The sequence below is a fragment of the Psychroflexus maritimus genome (assembly GCF_011089875.1).
Classification (GTDB): domain Bacteria; phylum Bacteroidota; class Bacteroidia; order Flavobacteriales; family Flavobacteriaceae; genus Psychroflexus; species Psychroflexus maritimus.
Genome location: NZ_JAANAS010000013.1, coordinates 1 through 20440, shown reverse-complemented (window position 1 = coordinate 20440; position 20440 = coordinate 1). Strand labels below are relative to the sequence as shown.

Below are 20440 nucleotides of genomic sequence, written 5' to 3'. Positions count from 1 at the left end.
TTATGATTTCTTATTTTCATTATAAATAGATTTGATAATTCCATCTACTAAACCAATTTTTGGAACGTAAACCGATTTAGCTTTGCTATACTTCATTGCAGTTAGGTAAATTTTGGTAGCTGGAATAATTACATCGGCTCGATCTTCGTTAAGCTGGAGTTCAGAAATTCGTTCTTCGTAAGTAAGTGAATTGAGCAATTGATAGTAAGAGCTTAAATAAAAATAAGAAAGCGGTTTGCCTGCTTTTTTTCCGCTGTTTTTAAAAATATTGTTGATATTGCCTCCAGAACCTATTAAATTTACTTTCGTAAACCCTGACAAACGACTTTGAATCCACTGCTTAAACTCGTTCCAATCAGTTTCAGTTACCAGGTTATTAAGCAGTCGTACCGTACCTATCTTAAAGGATTTTGAAGAGATTGTCTTTCCTTTAGAAAAAACGGTCAACTCTGTACTTCCTCCTCCAACATCTACATATAGGTAGGTAGAGTCATCATTAATTAAACTATGTAAATCGGTAGCAGCAATAATAGCTGCTTCATCTTTTCCATTAATTATTTCAATATCAATACCTGTTTTTTGAAACACTTCATTTTTTAACTCTTCTCCATTAGAAGCATCACGCATAGCAGAAGTAGCACAAGCTCTAAATTTAGTAACTTTATGAAGATTAATAAGGTGCTTGTAAGTTTGCATGGCTTCTAACATTCTGGCATAATTCTCATCAGAAATTTTGCCATTAATAAAAACATCGGCTCCTAACCGAATAGGAATTCTTACAAGTGAAGTTTTTTTAAAGTTAGTTGGTTTATGTTCTGGCTTTGTTACTGTAGAAACTAGAAGTCGTACAGCATTCGATCCAATATCTATGGCGCCAAGTTTATGAATTTCTAACACGTGTTTCTTTTCTTAAGAATTCAATTTTTCCAATTTATCTAAGTAATACTGGTAAGTAGCAAACTGACTTCTCACCTCTTTTTGCCCATTCCTTCTATATTTATTCACTTTATTAGGAGAAAATAATCTAGCTTTTATATTTTCGTTCCAGCAAATTTCAAAAGTATCTAAAAGTTCTTTTTTAATGTCTTCATCATAAATTGGACAAGAAATTTCTACACGGTGGTCTAAATTTCGTGTCATTAAATCTGCAGACGAAATATAAAATTTAGGCGCGCCTCCATTTTCAAAGATGTACAACCTTGGATGTTCTAAAAATTTATCTACTACACTAATTACTTCAATAGTTTCGCTTAAATCTTTAACGCCAGGTTTCAAGCAACATATTCCACGGATTATTAATTGAATTTTAACCCCTTTCTGACTAGCTTCATAAAGTTTGTCAATCATTTGATAATCGGAAAGCGAATTCATCTTAAACTTTATTCCCGCAGGTAAACCCTGCAATTGATTTTCAATTTCATGGTCTATTAGCTCTTCAAAACGCTCTCTAGTGTAATGTGGACTAACAATTAGATGCTTGTATTTTTTAATTTTATAATTAACTTCAAAAAATTCAAACACTTTTTTAATATCTTTTAGAATGGAAGAGTTTGAAGTAAATAAAGTATAATCGGTGTAAATTTTTGCTGTATTTTCATTAAAATTACCTGTACTTATAAACCCATATCGTTTAACCTTTTCCTCCTCCTCTACACGTTCAATATAACAAGCTTTAGCATGAACTTTTAAGCCCGTTACTCCAAATACTAATTGAATTCCCTCACGTTGCATTCGTTCGGCATATTTAATGTTGTTTGCTTCATCAAACCGAGCTTGTAATTCAATAGAAACCATTACTTTCTTGCCGTTTTTAGCAGCATTAATAAGCGAGCTTGCAATGTGAGAAACTTCTGCTAAACGATAAATAGTTATTCCTATAAATTTCACTTTTGGGTCTAAAGCAGCTTCCCTTAAAAACTTTACCACATAAGAAAAAGTATGGTAAGGTGCATAAAGTAAATAATCTTTTTCACGTATATGCTTAAACAAACTACCATGAAGTTTTAATCCGTTAATGGGCAAGGGTTGAATTTTATCATAAAGCAAATGCTTCGCACCTAAATCTGGAAACTTCATATAATCTCTTCGGTTGTGGTATCTCCCACCAGGTATAATGCTATCTGCATCATCAATTTGCATTTTATCAAGCAAAAAATCTAAGGTGTCTTGATCAATATTTTGGTCGTAAACAAAACGAACAGGATCACCGTCAACCCGGTCTTTTACACCGTCAATAATCTTTTCAATATAACTCTTGTTGAAATCACCCTCCAAATCTAATTGAGCATCACGAGTAATTTTAATCATGTGCGCACTTAAATCTTTGTAATCAAAAATATTAAAAAGTGTGTCTAAATTGTAACGAATCAAATCATCAATAAGCATCACATATTTCTTATCTTCATCCTGAGGTAAAACAATAAAGCGCTCAACATTATTCGGAATTTCAATGAGTATGTAACGGGTTTTTCTTTTTTTAGCCGACTGGTCGATTAACTTCACGGCTAGGTAAGCGGCAGAATCTTTTAATTTAGGTACTTCATTTAAATCATTAAGCATAATGGTTACAAGCGCAGGACTCACTTTTTGGAGAAAAAAATCTTTCACAAAATCCTTTTGATGCCCTTTAATTTGATTTTCATCAACAATAAAAATATTATGATGCTCTAATTTTGATTGAATAGCTGCTAAAATTTCTAAACTATCGGCCTGTTGTTTAATTACAATTTGGGTGATTTCTGTAAGCAATCGTTTTGCACTCAAACCGCCTAACTTTTTCTTAGAAACATCATCACTGTGTTTAGCGCGTTTAATAGCGGCATATCTCACCCTAAAAAACTCATCTAAGTTGTTAGAAAAAATCCCTAAAAATCGAAGGCGCTCTATCAAAGGCACCTCTACATCTGCTGCTTCCTGCAAAACACGTGCATTAAATTGAAGCCAACTTAATTCTCGGTTGGTATATTTCTTATGATTCATTTATCTATAATCTTTGGGAAAAATAAAAAATTCTGTGGTTCCACGTTGTAAATTAGACCAATTTTCTGAATCTAATTGCAATTTTACTAAGCCTGTTGTTGGTATATAAGAAAAATACTTATCGCCTAAAAAATTAGCCGCTTCTGTAAAAGCTGGATTATGCCCAACTAAAATAAGGCGTTGTATTTGATCTGGAACTAACTTTAAAAAATGCAAAACATCAAACATATCAAAATTATAAAGCTTTTCATCTAAAGAAAATTGACTAGCTGGAATGCGCAATTGCTCAACAAGTAATTGTGCGCTTGTTTTAGCCCTTACTGCAGTAGAACTAATCATTTTATAAGAAGATAAGTCAGCTTTCTTTTTCAAAATTTTAGCCACTAATTCAGCATCCTTATAAGCCCTTTTTTGCAGAGGTCGGTCGTGGTCCTGAAAATTATTATCCCATGCAGATTTCCCGTGTCTTATTAAAATAAGTTCTTTCATTCTTCTCTTTATTAAATTTTGCTTACCAATAAGGTAAAAAATCATTAGGTGTTTACTAAAATTTCAGCACAGCTTAAAAGCCTGTTTAAAAAGAACTCAACTCCCCTACTTTATTTCTACAAACAGCAATTAATATAGCTTTGCCATAAAAATTTTAAGGCGCCAAACGTTCAATTTTCCAATCATAGTCTTCCAACAGAAATCGAAATCGATCGTGTAAACGGTTAGGTCTTCCTTGCCAAAACTCCATACTGATGGGCCTTACTAAAAATCCGCCCCAATAACTTGGTCGTTCTAATTCCTTTCCCTCATATTTATCTTCTAAGGCTTTCAATTGATTTTCTAGTACAGAACGGTTTTTAATCACTTCACTTTGATTTGAAACCATAGCACCTAACTGACTACCGCGTGGGCGTGAAGCAAAGTAAGCGTCAGAAACCGCAGCAGGTAATTTTTCTGCAGTCCCTTTAATAATGATTTGCCGTTCTGCAGCTGGCCAAAAAAACGAACAACACACTTTATTATTCATCAGTAAACTTCTTCCCTTTTCACTTTGGTAATTGGTGTAAAACACGAAGCCATTTTCATTATAAGACTTTAGCAAAACCACCCTTGTTTTCGGAAAACCATCCTCTCCAATTGTACTCAAACTAAAAGCATTGGCTTCATCAACACTATCACTATCATCAATCTCATGAAACCATTTTCTAAATTGTTGTAAAGGGTTTGCGTCTAAATTTTCTAAAGTTAGCGCCCCTTTTTCATAAGATTTTCTATAGTTATGTAAACTCTCTTTCATAAACTCAAATTTCAGCATAAAGATAAGCTTTAAAAAACAACTTTAAAACAAATAAGTGTGAATACTTTTACAAATCTAAATGTTTATTTTGAAGCCAAGAACCCGTTATTCGCTTTTATTTTTTGTGTTTATTACTAGCCATCAATCTTCATAAAAAGAGCTTCTAAGGTCGCTTTTTTACTCGTTTCTGGCTAAGTACAAAAACAAAAAGATAACCGCTACTACCGGGGCTAGGACTTAAACATAGAACACAAAATTTAATTTGCAAACTTTTAATTAAATAATATCTTTGTGACAAAACACTTCATCTATGAAAAAAATTATTATTGCCTTACTTATTTGTTGTACTTCAACAAGCTTAACTGCCCAAAAATTTATTGATAATAAATTAGTCAACTATTTTGAAAATGATGGAGAGGTTATCTTTACACATCTCAACAAAACTCATTTTATTAAAGGGGAAACTATATGGTTTAAAAATTACCTCATTAACCGAAAAACAAACTTCTTAAAAAACGAAGTAGGAAATTTGTATCTAACACTATTAAATGAAAAGCAAGAAAAAATAGAGGAAGCCATATTTTATGTGAAAAATGGTATAAGCTTTGGTCAATTTGAAATTGATGAAGATTTTGAACCAGGAAAATATTATTTGTACTTTTCTACTAATTACAATAACCAAAATAAGCTTCAACACCTCAATCACCAAATTCCTATAGAAATCATTAAAAAAATTGAAAATAAAAAATCTGTAAAAACTTATACAGCTATCGACGTTCAAATTTTACCCGAATCAGGTTATGGAATTTACGATTTTTTACATCGTTACGGTGTAAAAGCCATCAATGAGCAAGGAATTGGTGTAGCTTTTAATGCTGAAGTCTTTAAAGAAGGAAAAAAAATAAGCAGTTTTAAAAGCAACGATTTTGGAATGGGTGCTTTCAACTTAACCCCCCAAAAAGGAAAGAATTATACCCTAGAAATAACTACTGAAAATCAAGAAAAATTTGTTAGAGAAATTGAAGGTATTCAAGAAAAAGGAGGAATTATCTCAACCCACATACAGAAGGATTACCATATAATTAAAATCAGTCAGAACTTAAACAAAGAAGGCTTTCAGCATTTTAACCTTTTAATACATCAGGCTGGAAAAAACTTTGAAGTTGATTTAAGTAAGCATTCACAAGGTCAAGAATTACAATTTAAACTTCCTATCAATAATTTATTTACGGGCGTTAATACAATTACTTTATTTTACAAAAACAAACCTATTGCAGAACGTTTAATTTTCAGGCATCAAGACAACTACATAAAAAAAGCAGATGTTCGTATAAAAGATCGATTTAATGAAGCTTTAGACTCTATCAAATTTTCTTTTTCAATAGAAAAATTAGAAAATAAATATACCAATCTAAGCGCCTCTGTACTTCATCAAAACTCTATAGCTAACCAGCCTAAACACAGCATTATTTCCAAACTACTTTTATCGCCATACATCAAAGGAAACATAGAAAAACCCAATTCCTATTTTAAAGATATTGATTTTAAAAAACAATACAATCTAGACCTCTTACTACTCAATCAAGGCTGGAGCAGGTATAATTGGGATGCTATCTTAAACCATGAAATTATTGATGTTTCTAAAAGAGAGCAAGGAATTAATCAGGAACTATTTTTTTTACAAAAAACCAAAAACTTTAGACGCTTCTTTTTGATATTTGAAAACATGATTAATGAGGACGAGGTTTTCGATTTAGATAAAACAAAAAAAATAGAAACAAATAAAATTTTCCCCATAAAAGAGACAACGTATAGTTTTTCTACTTTCGATAAAAAAGGAAAACATTATCCCGCTCCAAAATTTAAGGTAAATACACTAATTAATTTTCCGAAAATTAAACTGCATGCAGAAAAAGCAGATTACAATTTTAAACCAAAAACTCAACAGCAAACAGAAATTAAAGCCTTTGAAAATGGCGAGCTGCTAGAAGATGTTATTGTAAAAGCTAAAGCCACTAAAGAAGAAAAAAAGGAATTTTTAAGTTCATTGAGAGGAAAAAAAGTTGAAGTAACTGATGAATTAGCAGACAGCTTTCCCTTATTATCAGATTTTTTAAGGTATAGAGGCTACCGCGTTACCGACACAGGAAGCCAATTTATAATACGACCGAATATTCCACAGACACCGCCGCCACAAGTAATAATAAATGGTGGTCGTGTAAGTGATTTAAGTGTTTTAAGCAATAGACTGGTAGCCGATTTCGAAAGCATAGAGATTGACAAAAATGGTTTAGGTCAGGGAATGTGGGGAGCTGGGGGTGTTATTCGACTAAAATTTGCTACACATATGCGTAATTTAGCAAAATACCAAAAAAGGATAACCGAAATCACTATGGAGGAAGGTTATACTAAACCTAAAGCATTTTATACTCCTGCTTATATTTATCAAAATTCTAATAAATTTCAACTGATAGCTGGACTTCATTGGGAGCCAGAAGTAATAAGTAATAACGGAGATTTTGTGATCAAAATGAAAAATTTAGATTTTAAAAATTATAAGTTTTTTATTGAAGGAATTACCGACCAAGGAAAACTAATTAGCTTGCCAATCAACTACCAATTAAAAAGCAATCTGTTTGACTAAAAATTAATCATTACAGAAGCAACAAAGTTTAAACCTGCACCAGATATACCTGAACTATAAGGCCTGTAGCGTTGATCTGTTATATTTTCTACGCCAAAACTTACAGCATAAGAAGATGAAAACTTATACAATGATTTTAGGTTGAGTGTGTACCAGGCAGGAGAAAAATTATTTCCATTAGCATCTTTGGCATAAATCTCATCCTTTAAACGCTCTTCTAAAGCAAGGTTTTCAAAACTCATTTCTCCTTGGAAAAAAGTATTGAGCTCGACCGTCCACTTAGCTTTTCTATACTGTAAGCGATTTACTCCAAAAAAAGGAGGTGCATGACGAGAAGGACTTGTGCTTCCGTCTTCCATCTCTTCACGACCAATCTGATAATTTAAATCGGATGTAAAAATTAAATTCTTTAAGACTTTAAGTTCCATACCTAGTTGAAAACCGTAAATTTTAGCCTTCGATGCATTTTGTATGGCTTGAACTTTACTAGGGGTTCCTTCAAACGATATACTATCTAGTCCATTCAACTGAAAATCTCTCCGCACCATTGCGTTATTGAGTAATGTTGCATAAGCATCCAACTCCACTTTTAAATGCTTTCCTATAATTTTACTTAAGCTTACATCAATATTATAAGCATATTCAGCAGCTAAATTTGGATTAGGAACGGTGACTGCTCCGGGTTCAGAATCAAAAACTTTTCCTAAATCATCCACGTTAGGCGATCGAAAAGCTGTACCAAAATTGGCTTTCAAAACCCAATCATTTGAAGGCGTGTAAACACTTCCTATACTTGCCGTAAGTGCAGCATCATTTACTTGAGCATGGTCAAAGGGAAGTGGGTAAAAAGCTAAGTTGTTGGAAAAATCTGCATCAATACTAAAATGGTTGTAGCGCAAGCCCGCTAACAACAATAATTGATTAGAAAACACATATTCATTTTTTGCATATATTCCTACAGATTGCCACGTAGCTTCAGGATATCGAGCAGGTCCTGTTTCAGTTTCCATTGAATTTATATCGGTTAATTCGCCTTTAGAATCAACCAAATTAGTCACCCATTCTGTACCGTAATAAAGTGTGTTTTTGGTTCCTAGTTTCTTTTTAAAATCGATATTCAATGCATAGGTGTTTAAATTTTCAACTTGTTGTCTTTGCGTGTTTGAGTTAAGCAATCTAATAATTCTACTTTCTTCAAAGGATTGTTGAGCTAGACTAAAATTCATTTGATCAAAAAACAAGGCTTCGTTTTTATAGGAAAAACTTAAATGATTCATCATCCACTGTTGCGGACCATAATCCCATTGTGCATATTGAGGAAGCCCATTTCTTAATCTGTTATGTCGGTCATACCTCCCAAATGAGGAAGTCTCTGAAAAATGAAAAGCATATTGAAAATCCCATTTTTCATTCGGTTTAAACCTTATTTTTTGGAGTGTATTGAATTGCGAATAAGCGGAGGGTACTTGTTTTCTAGGATTGTCTTGTTCAACTACAACATCTGCTCCGTCTATTCGTTTAACGTGTTGAGTTTTTAAATAATCTTTTGGTCCGCTTCTACCTTGTATTAAATCATCAAATTCCCAACGACTAAAACTACTTACAAAAGCCCATTTTTTGGCTCCAATACGAACATTAAAATGACCTGTCTTTTCTGAGTTAGCGGTAGAATGTCTAACAACTGCATTTCCTTTCACTTTAATTTCGTCACTTAGAAATAACTCAGGTTGTAAACTTTGAAAGCTCATTACCCCTCCCATGGCGTCACTTCCATAAATCACAGAATTGGCACCAAACAAAACTTCTGTGCTCTCCATTACAAAAGGATCCAGATTAATTACATTCTGTATATTTCCGCCTCTAAAAATAGCAGTGTTCATTCGTACACCATCCACACTGTAAAGCAAACGATTAGCCGCAAAACCTCTGATCATTGGACTACCTCCCCCCTGCTGACTTTTCTGAACAAAAACTTTTCCAGAAGTTTCAAGTAAGTCTGCCGCATTTTGAGGCATGTAAAGTTGGACTTCCTTTGCTGAAATGCTTGTTACTTTCGCTGGAATTTTATTGGATGCTTGTCGCCATCGCGAACCAGATACCACCACATCATCCAATGCTATATTCCTGGAAATCAAGTAAATTTTAAAATCAGATTGGACTAAACCTGAATAACTTGTTTTTAAAGATTGGAAGTTAGGATGACTAAATTGTATTTCGTCTTGAGCTTTCAAGGAGCTCAAATTTATCTTTCCTTCAGCATTGGTTGTTAAAGTATCACCAGATAGAGTAGAAATTTGCACTCCTTCTATAGGACTATTATTACCTAAATCAGCAACATACACTTCTTGAGAAAAAGCGATGAAATTAAAGCAAATAAAGAAGAAAGAAAAAAATTTCACTCTCATGAATCAATAATACAATAGTTAGGTGTCTAAGTTGAGTAAATCAACAAGGGGAAGCATTTAATTGAAATTAAAATCCATGCCTACAACCAATCCCGCACAAAAGTAAAGGTATTATACTGAATAACTATAAATTCTTTTCATAATCTGATTTAAAATTGAGATTTTAAAACTAGCTTAATTAAGTGTCTAAAGTAAGCTATAAATTGAACCACATAAAACCCCTGAATCCAACTTAGTTTTTGATTTGGTTTTATATATTTGCCAGATATTTTACAATAACTTATGAAGATATCTTACAACTGGTTAAAACAGTTTATCAATACCGATTTAAGCACTAACGAAGCAGACGCACTACTAACCGATTTAGGGCTAGAAGTAGAAGGCGTAACTAATTTTGAGTCTGTAAAAGGAGGACTTGAAGGCGTTGTTGTAGGTCATGTGACTGAATGTAAAAAACATCCCAATGCCGACAAGCTGAAACTTACTAAAGTAAACATTGGTGAGGGCGAAGAGCTTCAGATTGTATGTGGTGCGCCCAATGTAGCCGAAGGACAAAAAGTTCCTGTAGCTACTATTGGTACAACACTTTATGATGAAAAAGGCGAAGCTTGGAAAATAAAGAAAGGAAAGATAAGAGGTGAAGCTAGCCATGGGATGATTTGTGCCGAAGACGAATTAGGCTTTGGGGAAAGTCATGACGGAATTATGGTTTTAGCTGAAGACTTTCAGCCCGGAACTCCCCTAAAAGATATTTTTGAAGTTGAAATTGATCAAGTTTTTGAAATTGGACTAACTCCAAACCGCGCTGATGCGATGAGTCATTGGGGGGTAGCTAGAGATTTGCGTGCTGGATTAATTCAATTAGATAAAAATACACCGCTCAATACTCCGGCCATAAGTAATTTTCATGTAGAAGAAAGGAGTAGAAAAATAGCCATAGAAGTAAAAGAAAGCAAATTGGCACCTAGGTACGCTGGAATAACTATTTCTGGGGTTAGCGTAAAAGCCTCGCCAACATGGCTTCAAAATAGATTAAAAGCAATTGGTCTAAAACCAATCAATAACATAGTTGATGCTACAAATTACGTCTTGCATGAATTAGGGCAACCACTTCATGCCTTTGACGCAGATAAAATAAGAGGAAATAAAATTGTTGTTCAAACTTTAAAAAAGGGAACGAAATTTATTACTCTTGACGAAGTAGAACGTGAACTTCACGAAGATGATTTAATGATTTGCGATGAAGAAAAACCACTTTGCATTGCTGGTGTTTTTGGTGGATTAGATTCTGGAGTTACCCAACATACCAGCTCTATATTTTTAGAAAGCGCCTATTTTGACCCCGTAAGTGTAAGAAAAACAGCTAAAAGACACGGATTAAATACCGATGCTTCATTTAGGTTTGAGCGAGGTATAGACCCAAACATCACTGAATATGCCTTAAAAAGAGCTGTTATATTAATTCAGGAAATTGCTGGCGGAAAAGTGAGCAGTGATATTGACGATTTATACCCTAAAAAAATTGAAGATTTTCAGGTGTTTTTAAGTTTCAAAAAAATCAATGATTTGATTGGTCACGAAATAGACACTAATGTTATTAAAAACATTTTATCCTCTTTAGAAATTAAAGTGAATAATGTAACTGAAAGTGGTTTAGGTTTAACCATTCCTGCATACCGGGTTGACGTTCAACGAGAAGTTGACGTTATTGAAGAAATATTAAGAATTTATGGCTATAATAATATTCCATTAAATGAAAAGTTTAATGTTTCTGTTTCATTGACTAATAAATTTGATGATCATAAAATACAGCAGATAACTGCACAACAATTGGTAGGTAAAGGGTTTTCTGAAATTATGTCTAACTCTTTAACCACAGCTAAATACACAGAATTTTCTAACACAATTAGTGCAGAAAATCAAGTAGAAATGCTAAATCCGCTTAGTCAAGATTTAGCAGTAATGAGACAAAGCATGCTGTTTTCTGGATTAGAAAGCATTGCCTATAACTTGAATCGTAAAAATGAAAATCTCAAATTTTTTGAGTTCGGAAAAACCTATCACAAATACACTGAAAAATACGAAGAACCTAAGCATTTATCCTTGCTGGTCACCGGTAATAAAAATCCAGAATCTTGGACTAATGCAATAGAAAAAACTAATTTCTTCTATTTTAAAGGGATTGTTGAAAGTATTTTACAAAGATTAGGCATCAAATCAACAACAATTAAAACTGCCAAATCAAGTGTATTTAACGAGGCTATTACAATTTTCTATAACAAGAAAGCATTGGTGAGTTTTGGTACTGTTCAAAAATCAATTTTAAAGAAGTTTGACATTGAACAAGAAGTCCTTTTTGCCGATTTTAATTGGGACGAAATGTTAGAAGCATCAAAAACCAATCAGTTTACTTTTGAAGAAATACCCAAATACCCTGCCGTTAGAAGAGATTTTGCATTACTTCTTAACGAACATATAAGGTTTAATGAATTAGAAGAAATTGCGCTTAAATTAGGTAAGAAACTACTTAAAAAAGTCGATTTGTTTGATGTTTATTTAGGAAAAAACCTCCCTGAAGGAAAGAAAAGTTATGCCATTAAATTTATTTTCCAAGATGAAAATAAAACCTTAACCGACAAGCAGGTAGATAAATTAATGTCTAAATTTCAACAACAATTTGAAAAACAGTTAGGAGCTAGTTTAAGATAATTAGTTATCCTATCAATTACGCTTAATAGCAAGGAGAATTAATTATACAATTAGTTCTCCTTTTTGATTACAATTAAATTTAAAATTTATCAAGTACCTAAATTTAATCATCACTTATATGGCTTAATCCTGAAGAACAAAAACCTGCTGTTTTTTTATTTTTTCTCTCCCGTTTAGAAATGGTATTTCAATTATAAAATTAAGCTGAACAATAGCTGCATCAAAACGATTAACTAACTTCACAGCTGCTTCAGCAGTACCTCCTGTTGCTAACACATCATCGTGAATCAATACCTTCTCTCCCATCTGAATAGCATCTTGATGAATTTCAAGTTGGTCATGTCCATATTCTAAATCATATTTTTGCTGATAAGTTTTGTAAGGGAGTTTTCCTGGTTTTCTGATTGGTACGAAGCCTGCATTAAGCCGGTCTGCTAACAATGTAGCAAGGAAAAATCCACGTGACTCAATCCCTACCACTTTATCGATGTTTTGGTGAGGCAAGTTTGCAATTAACTTATCAACGGCCAAGCGCATAGCCTCTATGTTTCCAAGAAGCGGACTTATGTCTTTGTAAACCACTCCTTTTTTAGGGAAGTCGTTAATTTCTCTTATGTAATGCTGAATTTCTTTCATATTTCTGTGCTTAAAATTTGTCAATATACGAATTTAGCTTATATTTGCCAACTCAAAAAAAGGCCTCGTGGCGCAACTGAATAGCGCACTTGATTACGGCTCAAGAGGTTGCAGGTTTGAATCCTGCCGAGGTCACGACAAGCACAAAACCACACTTGAAAAAGTGTGGTTTTTATTTTCATACAAACGTCAAAAGCGCTAAGCTTTTGTAAGTGAAGGATGAAAATAAAAACCAATACTGCGAAAGCAGTGGTTTTGTATTTCCAGCAGTGAACTCTTTCAGGATATCTAATCCTGCTTAAAAATAAAAGCGCTAAGCTTTTGTAAGTGAAGGATGGAACTAAACCACTTTGGACTTGAAGTCCATAGGTTTTATCCTGACTGAAATTCAGCTGTACGTGATTACTCAAGTATAAAATTATCTGAGTCATTACCTGATTTCCGATGATGCTCCAAGTATTCACTTACCATTTCATCAGTTATGTTGCCCGTACTCTAACATCCCAAACCTATTGCCCAAAAATAGCTGCCCCAATAGCGCTTTTGTAATTTTGGAAACTTTTGTTGGAGTTTTCTTGAGCTTCTGCCTTTTAGCTTTTTTACTAAAGTGCTGATGTCTTGCGAGGGGCGATACTCTACATGCATGTGAATATGATCTTTATTAACAACTGCCTTTAATATACTAATACTTTCGGCATCACAAAATTGAATCAGAATCTCACGTCAACACTTCTAAATATCTCCATTTAAAACTGAATAGCAATACTTGGTGCTCCAAACCAAGTGCACTGTTAATCTCGAAACAATATATCCATTTACCCATTGATTATTCATATAACAAAGGTAAGTGTTTTTAGAAGCTAAACCGAGATGCACTAAAGTCCCTAGTTTTAACTATTTTTGAGACCAATAAATTGCACAGATTTCCACAGTATTTCAGGATGTGCTTTCGCTGATGAAAATTTATTCAACAACCAAGTTTAAATTAAGTGCACCGCAATTGATTTAATGTATAATTAAATCAAACACTTAAAATAATCGAACGGCTCTTTACAATCTTCGCATTTAAACATAGCTTTGCAAGCGGTAGATGCAAACTGACTTACTAATTTAGTGTTTGTAGAACCACATTGAGGACATTCAATAATTTTCTTGTTTCCAAGTAAGGCTTCTTTATCTGAAGTAGCATCCATAGGTGGTGCAATCCCGTATTCTTTTAAGGCCTGTTTTGCTTCATCGGTCATCCAATCGGTGGTCCAGGCTGGCGATAAAATAAGTTTTACTTCGGCTTGATAACCTTTATCTTGAAAGGCTTTTTTTACATCATCACCAATCACATCCATGGCGGGGCAACCGCTGTAAGTTGGTGTGATTTCTACCTTTACTCGGTTATTTTCTAAAAGCTTTGCAGAACGAACAACTCCCATATCAACAATCGACAATACAGGAATCTCCGGATCGGAGACATCCTTTAAAATAGAATAAATCTTTGGGTCTATGTCTTGTGTTGTGTTCATCTTTCAAGATATTTATAATTTCGATTTTTTACGATTTATCTGATTCTTTTTCTTTCTCTGTGCATTCCGTGTCTCTGTGGTTAAAACAACTCCTTTAAAACCACAAAGGCACAAAGAGCACAAAGATTAGTGTATAAATTCAATATAACTTCGATTTTAAAGTAATTTTTCTTTCTCTGTGTACTCTGTGTCTCTGTGGTGCTCAACCAACCTATTTAAACACAAAGACACGAAGACCACAAAGGCTTATTTTACTTCTCCATGCTTATAAATAACCGTTTATCACTCGTTTTATCCCATCTTTAACCACCACCGAATTAAAATTAATCAATAGCCCCAGTTTTATATCCTTTAGTTTTAAATACGTAAGAATTTGAGCTGTGTGAATTGGTGCCAATGCGTCCAAACTTTTCACTTCAATAATTACTTTATCATTAACAAGCAAATCAATTCGGTAGCCTGCATCTAATTTTACATCTTTATAAATTAATGGTAAAGCAAGCTGCCGCTCAACTTTAAAACCTTTTTTTCGTAATTCAAATGCCAAACAAGTTTCATAAGCACTTTCCAATAAACCTGGTCCTAACTGTTTATGAACTTCAATGGCTGCTCCTATAATTTCGGATGAAATTTGATTTTCTGTCATTTTTACTTAATTTTTTCTCCGTGTCTCTGTGGTTAAAACACCTCCTTTAAAACCACAAAGGCACAAAGGACACGAAGATTTTACAATACAAATTAACTTTATTAAGTCTATTGAACTCTGTGCACTCCGTGTCTCTGTGGTGAATTCACTATAACCACAAAACTATCTGCCTGACTAGAGGCTTACCATTCAATCCTCTTATACCATCATTTTCTTTGTACTTAATTCTTTGTACCGAATACTAAAAAACCTACCACTTCATATCAGGATAAGCACGTTGCATGAATTGCATATCTGCTAAAATGTAACCCATGTGTTCTGAGTGAATTCCTTGTTTTCCGCCTTTCTGGAAGTATTTAGTTTCTGGAACTTCTAGAGTAGCTTGTTTAAGCTGATTGGTGATTTTTGCATAATAATCATCTTTCAACAAACGAACATCAACTCCATGACCAGCCTTTATTACAGCTTCATCATCTTTTGTAACATGGAATAACTCATCTGTAAACACCCACAAGTCACTTACCGCTTGCTGAACTTTTTGCTTACTTTCTTCAGTACCATCACCTAAACGCAAAAGCCAATCGCCTGAGAATCGTTGGTGATAAGCAACTTCCTTAATGCTTTTTTTAGCTATGCCTTGAAGATTTACATTTTTAGAATCTTGCAACTTTTCTAAAAGCATATAGTGAAAAACATCAAAAAAGTATTGCCTTACAATGATGTATGCAAAATCAGTATTGGGTTGCTCTACTAAAAGTAGGTTTTTATATTCACGCTCTTTTCTAAGAAATGCAAGGTCATCTTCAGTTAAGTCATCTTTAGATAATTCAGCTAAATACTGAAAATAACTTCTTACTTGACCAAATAAGTCTAATGAAATATTGGTTAAAGCAATATCTGTTTCTAAAGTTGGACCGTGACCACAAAGTTCACCTAAGCGTTGTCCAAGGATTAAGGAATTATCAGCAATTCCGTAGAGGTATTGAATTAAATTTTCGTTTGTCATTTTTTCTTATTTTCCGAACTTACATGTGTTCAATATCATCAGGCAAATTATAAAAGGTTGGATGCCTGTAGGCTTTATCGGCTGCTGGCTCAAACAACTCGCCATTGTGCTCTGGATTAGAAGCCTTAATATTTTTAGATTCAACAACCCAAATACTTACGCCTTCACTTCTACGGGTGTAAACATCGCGCGCATTGTTTAATGCCATTTCTGCATCTGCGGCACGTAAGCTTCCAAAATGCCGATGTTCTAAGCCGTTTTTACTTCGTACAAATACTTCCCAAAGGGGCCAGTTTTTATTCATATTATTTTGTTTTTAATAATTGTCATTATTTTTCAATCAGAGAACACTAAGAAATTTATAATATTCAAATTATAATACTTTGTACTCAGCACTTTGTGCTTTTATTACAGCAAAGTCGCAGCGTACGCAAAGATTATTTAATCTCTATTTTCTAACTTCTTAAATCTCATCTCTAATATCTCATTTCTTAGTAATTCGTAATAAATTCAATTTAAACCGCTTTCTTCACTTCCTCTTTATCGGATTGCTTTTCGGCATAAGCTACGGCGGCATCACGTACCCACTTTCCGTTATCCCAGGCGTTTTTTCTTGCCGAAATACGCTCTTTATTACACCTACCGTGACCTTTCACTACTTGCCAAAATTCATCCCAATCAATTTTCCCAAAATCGTAGTGACCTGTATCGTTATTGAATCTTAAATCAAGGTCTGGAACAGTTAGTCCAAGTATATCAGCTTGGGGAACAGTTTGATCAATAAACTGCTGACGTAACTCGTCATTGGTTTTACGCTTTAACTTCCATTTCATCGACTGCTCTGTGTGTGTTGACTCATCATCGGTTGGGCCAAACATCATCAAAGATGGCCACCACCATCGATTTAAAGCATCTTGCGCCATATCTTTTTGCTCTTGTGTGCCGTTGCAGAGCGTCATCATAATTTCGTAACCTTGTCTTTGGTGGAAGCTTTCTTCTTTACATACACGCACCATAGCTCTAGCATAGGGACCAAATGAAGTATTACACAATGGCACCTGATTAATAATTGCGGCACCATCAACCAACCAACCAATAGCTCCCATATCAGCCCATGTAAGCGTTGGATAATTAAAAATGCTCGAATATTTAGCTTTTCCAGAGTGGAGCTGGTCATACATTTCCTCTCTCGAAATTCCTAAAGTTTCACAAGCCGAATACAAGTATAATCCATGCCCTGCTTCATCTTGAACTTTAGCTAAAAGAGCCACTTTTCTTCGTAAAGAAGGCGCTCTTGTAATCCAATTTCCTTCAGGAAGCATGCCTACAATTTCAGAATGTGCATGCTGAGATATTTGCCTTATATGGGTTTTCCTGTATTTTTCAGGCATCCAGTCTTTAGGCTCTATTTTCTCATCATTAGCAATTTTAGCTTCAAAAATCGCTTCCATGCTCTTCAACTTCTCTTTATTCATTTTTTCTTGATTTTCCATAGCTTTTTATTTAATAATCAATAATATACAAAATTATATTTTATTTATTCAATTTTTTATTTAATATTTTAACTATCAAGCTTTTCTGTATTTTATTACTGTTTCTCGCTAAGTCACGAAGACTTATTTCACGCAAAGCTCACTAAGAAATTCGCAAAGAACACAGAGTTATAAATATGTTACTACAACTTTCTAATCTCTAGTTTCTAATTTCTCATCTTCTATCAGTTCATCTAGATATTCTCGCTAAGTGGTTAAGATTAACACAAAGCACAATAAAAAAACAAGTATAATCTCATTTCTTCTACTATAAGCCCATCACTAGATAACTATATCTCAATATCCTAAACTTAACAGTTTGTACGCAATACTTAATTCTAATTACACATCAAAATCCAACACCACATCATCTGAAGTAGGAATAGCCTGACAACTCAACACAAAATCATTGGCTACCTCATCTTTTTCTAGGGCGTAATTAATTTTCATTTCTACGTCACCCTTTTTAACCTGGCACTTACAGGTGCTACAAACCCCGCCTTTACAGGCAAAAGGTAAATCAGCGCCAGCGGCTAAGGCCGCATCCAAAATATTGTCGTAGTCCTTGGTCATATCAAAATGAAACTCTTTACCACCATCTAAAATAGTAATTTTAGTACCATCTTTTCGTTTTGCCATGGCCACTTCTGCTCGTTTCTTATCCGCTTCAGATAGTCCTGTTACAAATAATTCATAATGAATATTAGCTTTGTCCAATCCTAGCTTAGACAATTCATCACGAATCATAAAAATCATTTCCTCAGGACCACAAATAAAACATTCGTCAACCGATTCTACATCTAAAATTGTAGAAGCCAATTGTTGTATTTTTTTAGGCGTGAACCTACCATTAAATAGTTCAATATCACGTTGTTCGCGCGTTAAAAAGTAGTTAACTTCAAACCTTCCAAAATACGTATTTCTAATCTGTTCAATTTCCTCTTTAAAGATAATGGATTTTGCGTTTCTATTCAAGTAATACAGCTGACAATTAGCCATCGGCTCTTTCGCCAAATGTGTTTTTATCATAGAAAGTACCGGAGTAATTCCACTTCCTGCAGCAAAAAACACATAATTTTTTGAATTTTCTGGCTGCAAATCAACACCAAAATCACCAGAGGGTGGCATCACCTCCAACAAGTCGTTTTTCTGCAACTCCTGATTAATAAAACTAGAAAACTTTCCTTCAAAAATTTGCTTCACTCCTACTCGCCATTCGCCCTCAACCGGACTTGAACAAAGCGAGTACGATCGTCGAACATCCTCGTTATTAATCAACTTTTTCAAAGTTAAATGTTGCCCTTGATGGTATTGAAACTCCTCTTTTAATTCCTCGGGAACCTCAAACGAAACCACCGAACAATCCTCCGTTTCTTTATATATATCTTTCACTTTTAAAGGATAAAACCTTGCCATTTAGTCGTTTATTTAAATCTACACTTACAAAACTAACAATTGTTAGTTAACCAATCAAAAAAAAGCTGTTAAACTTTACGGTGCAGAAATTTCAGGAGCCAAGAACCCGCTATTCATTACAAGTCCGCAGCCTTCACTAAGCAAAACATCTTCACCCCAAGAGCTTCCTACCGGTCGCTTTGGGGCTTGTGTTTTACTAAGCTCAGACTTTACGGGCTCATATCTTTGTATTTTTAAACAGTTAAATCATTAAAGCTAGGGTAGCAAATTGTTTGCGGGCTAGTTACAATCATTGATTGATAATGCTGATAAAGGCAAATCTATCCTAGTCTTTTTCTTAAAGATTCAATAGTACCTAAATACTATAATTTAGTTATAGATATTGTATTACATGAGCAAAGTCTTAGAGAAAAATTTTAATGATTATTACGCAAAAAATACTTTTATTATGAATTTAAAATTTTCAGTAGGTCTTGATGTGTCAAGTAAAAAAGTAGATGCTTGTATAAGCACGATAGACTGTAATCAAAGCGTGAAGGTTAAGTCTTCTTGTAGTGTTTCTAATTCAAAAGCAGGCTTTTTAAAGCTAGTAAAATGGATTGATAAATGGACAAAAAAAGAGTCTATTCCAATAGTTGTTAGCTTAGAAGCTACTGGTGTTTATCACGAAGAACTTGCTTATTATCTAGATGATGCAGGGTATAGAGTTTCTATTATTTTACCAAACAAAGCAAAAAAGTATTTACAATCTATTGGCTTAAAAAGTAAGAATGATAAAATAGACGCTAAAGGTTTGGCACAAATGGGGGCAGAACAAAATTTATCTCAATGGATTAGACCTAAAGATGTTTTTGTAAGCCTAAGGTCTTTAACACGACAGTATCAATCCATTCAGGAATCGATTACGGTAGAAAAGAATAAGCTACATGCAGAAGAACAATCAGCTTTATCAAACAAGCATGTGATTAAGCAAATGAAAAGCCATATACGTTTCTTAGAAAAGCAAAAAACAAAGACAGAAATTGCTATCGAAGAAGTCATAAAAAGTGATGAGGAGCTAAAATTAAAAGTAGAGAATATTTGCACAGTTAGAGGATTATCAATACTTTCTGTAGCTACTGTTATAGCAGAAACAAATGGATTTAATCTGTTTAAAAATTACAAGCAACTAGTGAGTTATTCTGGGTATGATGTTGTAGAAAATCAATCAGGTTCTCATAAAGGCAAGACAAAAATATCGAAAAAGGGAAACTCAAGGATTAGACGAATTTTACACATGCCATCGTTAATAGCAATAGGTTCAGAAGGGACAGTTTTTAAGAACCTTTACCTTAGAGTTTATGAAAGAACAGGCATCAAAATGAAAGGTATTGTCGCTGTTCAAAAAAAATTATTGTTAACAATTTATTACTTGTGGAAAAAAAACGAACCCTTTGATATTAATTATCAAAATAAAGGAAATAAAAATATCCAAGAGGAGGAGAAGGAGCTTTCCTCTCGGTACGCCTCTGAAAGAGGCGAAAAAAATAGCCAAACAAAAAGTTTGGCTATACAAGGTAAACATCCAGTGAGTGATCAAAGTATGCTTCCTCTCGGTAAAATCAAAGATAAAAAAATTATGGTTGAAAATTAAAAAAATGTTTGGATTTAAAGATAGTACCT

General features: G+C 33.8%; 15 protein-coding genes, 1 tRNA gene and 1 pseudogene. 4 read left to right on the top strand and 13 right to left on the bottom strand.

Translation table 11 applies throughout. The features are described from left to right. From G7034_RS01770 to pdxH, 4 genes are all read right to left on the bottom strand, one after another. On the bottom strand, window positions 1-897 hold the full coding sequence (locus G7034_RS01770; protein ID WP_166399247.1) for a Ppx/GppA phosphatase family protein: 897 nt from the start codon (window positions 895-897) through the stop codon (window positions 1-3). A 12-nt stretch (window positions 898-909) separates the two neighbouring features. Next, a complete protein-coding gene (ppk1, locus tag G7034_RS01765; protein WP_166399246.1) occupies window positions 910-2979 on the bottom strand; it encodes a polyphosphate kinase 1 in 2070 nt (689 codons plus the stop codon). Further along, a complete protein-coding gene (locus tag G7034_RS01760; RefSeq protein ID WP_166399245.1) occupies window positions 2980-3468 on the bottom strand; it encodes a SixA phosphatase family protein in 489 nt (162 codons plus the stop codon). 154 nt (window positions 3469-3622) lie between these two features. Next, the gene (gene pdxH, locus G7034_RS01755; RefSeq protein WP_166399244.1) at window positions 3623-4267 is read right to left on the bottom strand and encodes a pyridoxamine 5'-phosphate oxidase; all 645 of its coding nucleotides are present in this window, start codon (window positions 4265-4267) and stop codon (window positions 3623-3625) included. 310 nt (window positions 4268-4577) lie between these two features. Between pdxH and G7034_RS01750 the strand changes: the two genes are divergently transcribed. Beyond that, window positions 4578-6911 (top strand): hypothetical protein, encoded by a 2334-nt coding sequence (locus G7034_RS01750; protein ID WP_166399243.1) that lies wholly within the window; start codon window positions 4578-4580, stop codon window positions 6909-6911. Here the strand turns inward: G7034_RS01750 and G7034_RS01745 are convergent. Next, window positions 6908-9316: a TonB-dependent receptor plug domain-containing protein gene (locus G7034_RS01745; protein ID WP_166399242.1), complete on the bottom strand. Its 2409-nt coding sequence runs from the start codon at window positions 9314-9316 to the stop codon at window positions 6908-6910. The two genes, G7034_RS01750 and G7034_RS01745, sit on opposite strands and share 4 nt — an antisense overlap. 282 nt (window positions 9317-9598) lie before the next feature. On the opposite strand from G7034_RS01745, the gene pheT reads away from it, so the two are divergent. Continuing rightward, the gene (pheT, locus tag G7034_RS01740) at window positions 9599-12025 is read left to right on the top strand and encodes a phenylalanine--tRNA ligase subunit beta (protein ID WP_166399241.1); all 2427 of its coding nucleotides are present in this window, start codon (window positions 9599-9601) and stop codon (window positions 12023-12025) included. A gap of 123 nt (window positions 12026-12148) precedes the next feature. Here the strand turns inward: pheT and G7034_RS01735 are convergent, their stop codons facing one another. After that, window positions 12149-12661, bottom strand: a complete 513-nt coding sequence (locus tag G7034_RS01735) for an adenine phosphoribosyltransferase (RefSeq protein WP_166399240.1) — start codon at window positions 12659-12661, stop codon at window positions 12149-12151. 61 nt (window positions 12662-12722) lie between these two features. Between G7034_RS01735 and G7034_RS01730 the strand changes: the two genes are divergently transcribed. Beyond that, window positions 12723-12796, top strand: a tRNA-Arg gene (locus G7034_RS01730). Window positions 12797-13063: 267 nt separating this feature from the next. On the opposite strand, the pseudogene tnpA reads toward G7034_RS01730, so the two are convergent. The 7 genes and pseudogenes from tnpA to G7034_RS01695 form a co-directional block, all read right to left on the bottom strand. Next, window positions 13064-13495, bottom strand: a pseudogene (tnpA, locus tag G7034_RS01725) (IS200/IS605 family transposase). A gap of 182 nt (window positions 13496-13677) precedes the next feature. Then, on the bottom strand, window positions 13678-14178 hold the full coding sequence (gene paaD / locus G7034_RS01720) for a 1,2-phenylacetyl-CoA epoxidase subunit PaaD (protein ID WP_166399239.1): 501 nt from the start codon (window positions 14176-14178) through the stop codon (window positions 13678-13680). A 265-nt stretch (window positions 14179-14443) separates the two neighbouring features. Further along, a complete protein-coding gene (locus G7034_RS01715; RefSeq protein WP_166399238.1) occupies window positions 14444-14824 on the bottom strand; it encodes a GxxExxY protein in 381 nt (126 codons plus the stop codon). 250 nt (window positions 14825-15074) lie between these two features. Next, entirely contained in the window at window positions 15075-15830 is a 756-nt protein-coding gene (gene paaC / locus G7034_RS01710) for a 1,2-phenylacetyl-CoA epoxidase subunit PaaC (RefSeq protein ID WP_166399237.1), read from the bottom strand. Window positions 15831-15849: 19 nt separating this feature from the next. Then, window positions 15850-16134 (bottom strand): 1,2-phenylacetyl-CoA epoxidase subunit PaaB, encoded by a 285-nt coding sequence (paaB, locus tag G7034_RS01705; RefSeq protein WP_166399236.1) that lies wholly within the window; start codon window positions 16132-16134, stop codon window positions 15850-15852. 211 nt (window positions 16135-16345) lie between these two features. After that, window positions 16346-17323, bottom strand: a complete 978-nt coding sequence (gene paaA / locus G7034_RS01700) for a 1,2-phenylacetyl-CoA epoxidase subunit PaaA (protein WP_394351931.1) — start codon at window positions 17321-17323, stop codon at window positions 16346-16348. Window positions 17324-17704: 381 nt separating this feature from the next. Beyond that, window positions 17705-18778, bottom strand: coding sequence for a 2Fe-2S iron-sulfur cluster-binding protein (locus G7034_RS01695; protein ID WP_166399235.1), 1074 nt, complete (start codon window positions 18776-18778; stop codon window positions 17705-17707). Window positions 18779-19226: 448 nt separating this feature from the next. On the opposite strand from G7034_RS01695, the gene G7034_RS01690 reads away from it, so the two are divergent. Beyond that, entirely contained in the window at window positions 19227-20411 is a 1185-nt protein-coding gene (locus tag G7034_RS01690) for an IS110 family transposase (RefSeq protein ID WP_166399234.1), read from the top strand. Window positions 20412-20440 lie beyond the last annotated feature (29 nt).

What these genes read in the sequence shown, in the direction of transcription:
- G7034_RS01735 (WP_166399240.1), bottom strand. Translation starts at nt 12,661, where the DNA reads ATGAAAGAAATTCAGCATTACATAAGAGAAATTAACGACTTCCCTAAA.
- G7034_RS01715 (WP_166399238.1), bottom strand. Translation starts at nt 14,824, where the DNA reads ATGACAGAAAATCAAATTTCATCCGAAATTATAGGAGCAGCCATTGAA.
- paaC (WP_166399237.1), bottom strand. Translation starts at nt 15,830, where the DNA reads ATGACAAACGAAAATTTAATTCAATACCTCTACGGAATTGCTGATAAT.
- paaB (WP_166399236.1), bottom strand. Translation starts at nt 16,134, where the DNA reads ATGAATAAAAACTGGCCCCTTTGGGAAGTATTTGTACGAAGTAAAAAC.
- G7034_RS01695 (WP_166399235.1), bottom strand. Translation starts at nt 18,778, where the DNA reads ATGGCAAGGTTTTATCCTTTAAAAGTGAAAGATATATATAAAGAAACG.
- G7034_RS01760 (WP_166399245.1), bottom strand. Translation starts at nt 3,468, where the DNA reads ATGAAAGAACTTATTTTAATAAGACACGGGAAATCTGCATGGGATAAT.
- G7034_RS01750 (WP_166399243.1), top strand. Translation starts at nt 4,578, where the DNA reads ATGAAAAAAATTATTATTGCCTTACTTATTTGTTGTACTTCAACAAGC.
- ppk1 (WP_166399246.1), bottom strand. Translation starts at nt 2,979, where the DNA reads ATGAATCATAAGAAATATACCAACCGAGAATTAAGTTGGCTTCAATTT.
- G7034_RS01745 (WP_166399242.1), bottom strand. Translation starts at nt 9,316, where the DNA reads ATGAGAGTGAAATTTTTTTCTTTCTTCTTTATTTGCTTTAATTTCATC.
- pheT (WP_166399241.1), top strand. Translation starts at nt 9,599, where the DNA reads ATGAAGATATCTTACAACTGGTTAAAACAGTTTATCAATACCGATTTA.
- paaD (WP_166399239.1), bottom strand. Translation starts at nt 14,178, where the DNA reads ATGAACACAACACAAGACATAGACCCAAAGATTTATTCTATTTTAAAG.
- paaA (WP_394351931.1), bottom strand. Translation starts at nt 17,323, where the DNA reads ATGGAAAATCAAGAAAAAATGAATAAAGAGAAGTTGAAGAGCATGGAA.
- pdxH (WP_166399244.1), bottom strand. Translation starts at nt 4,267, where the DNA reads ATGAAAGAGAGTTTACATAACTATAGAAAATCTTATGAAAAAGGGGCG.
- G7034_RS01690 (WP_166399234.1), top strand. Translation starts at nt 19,227, where the DNA reads ATGAATTTAAAATTTTCAGTAGGTCTTGATGTGTCAAGTAAAAAAGTA.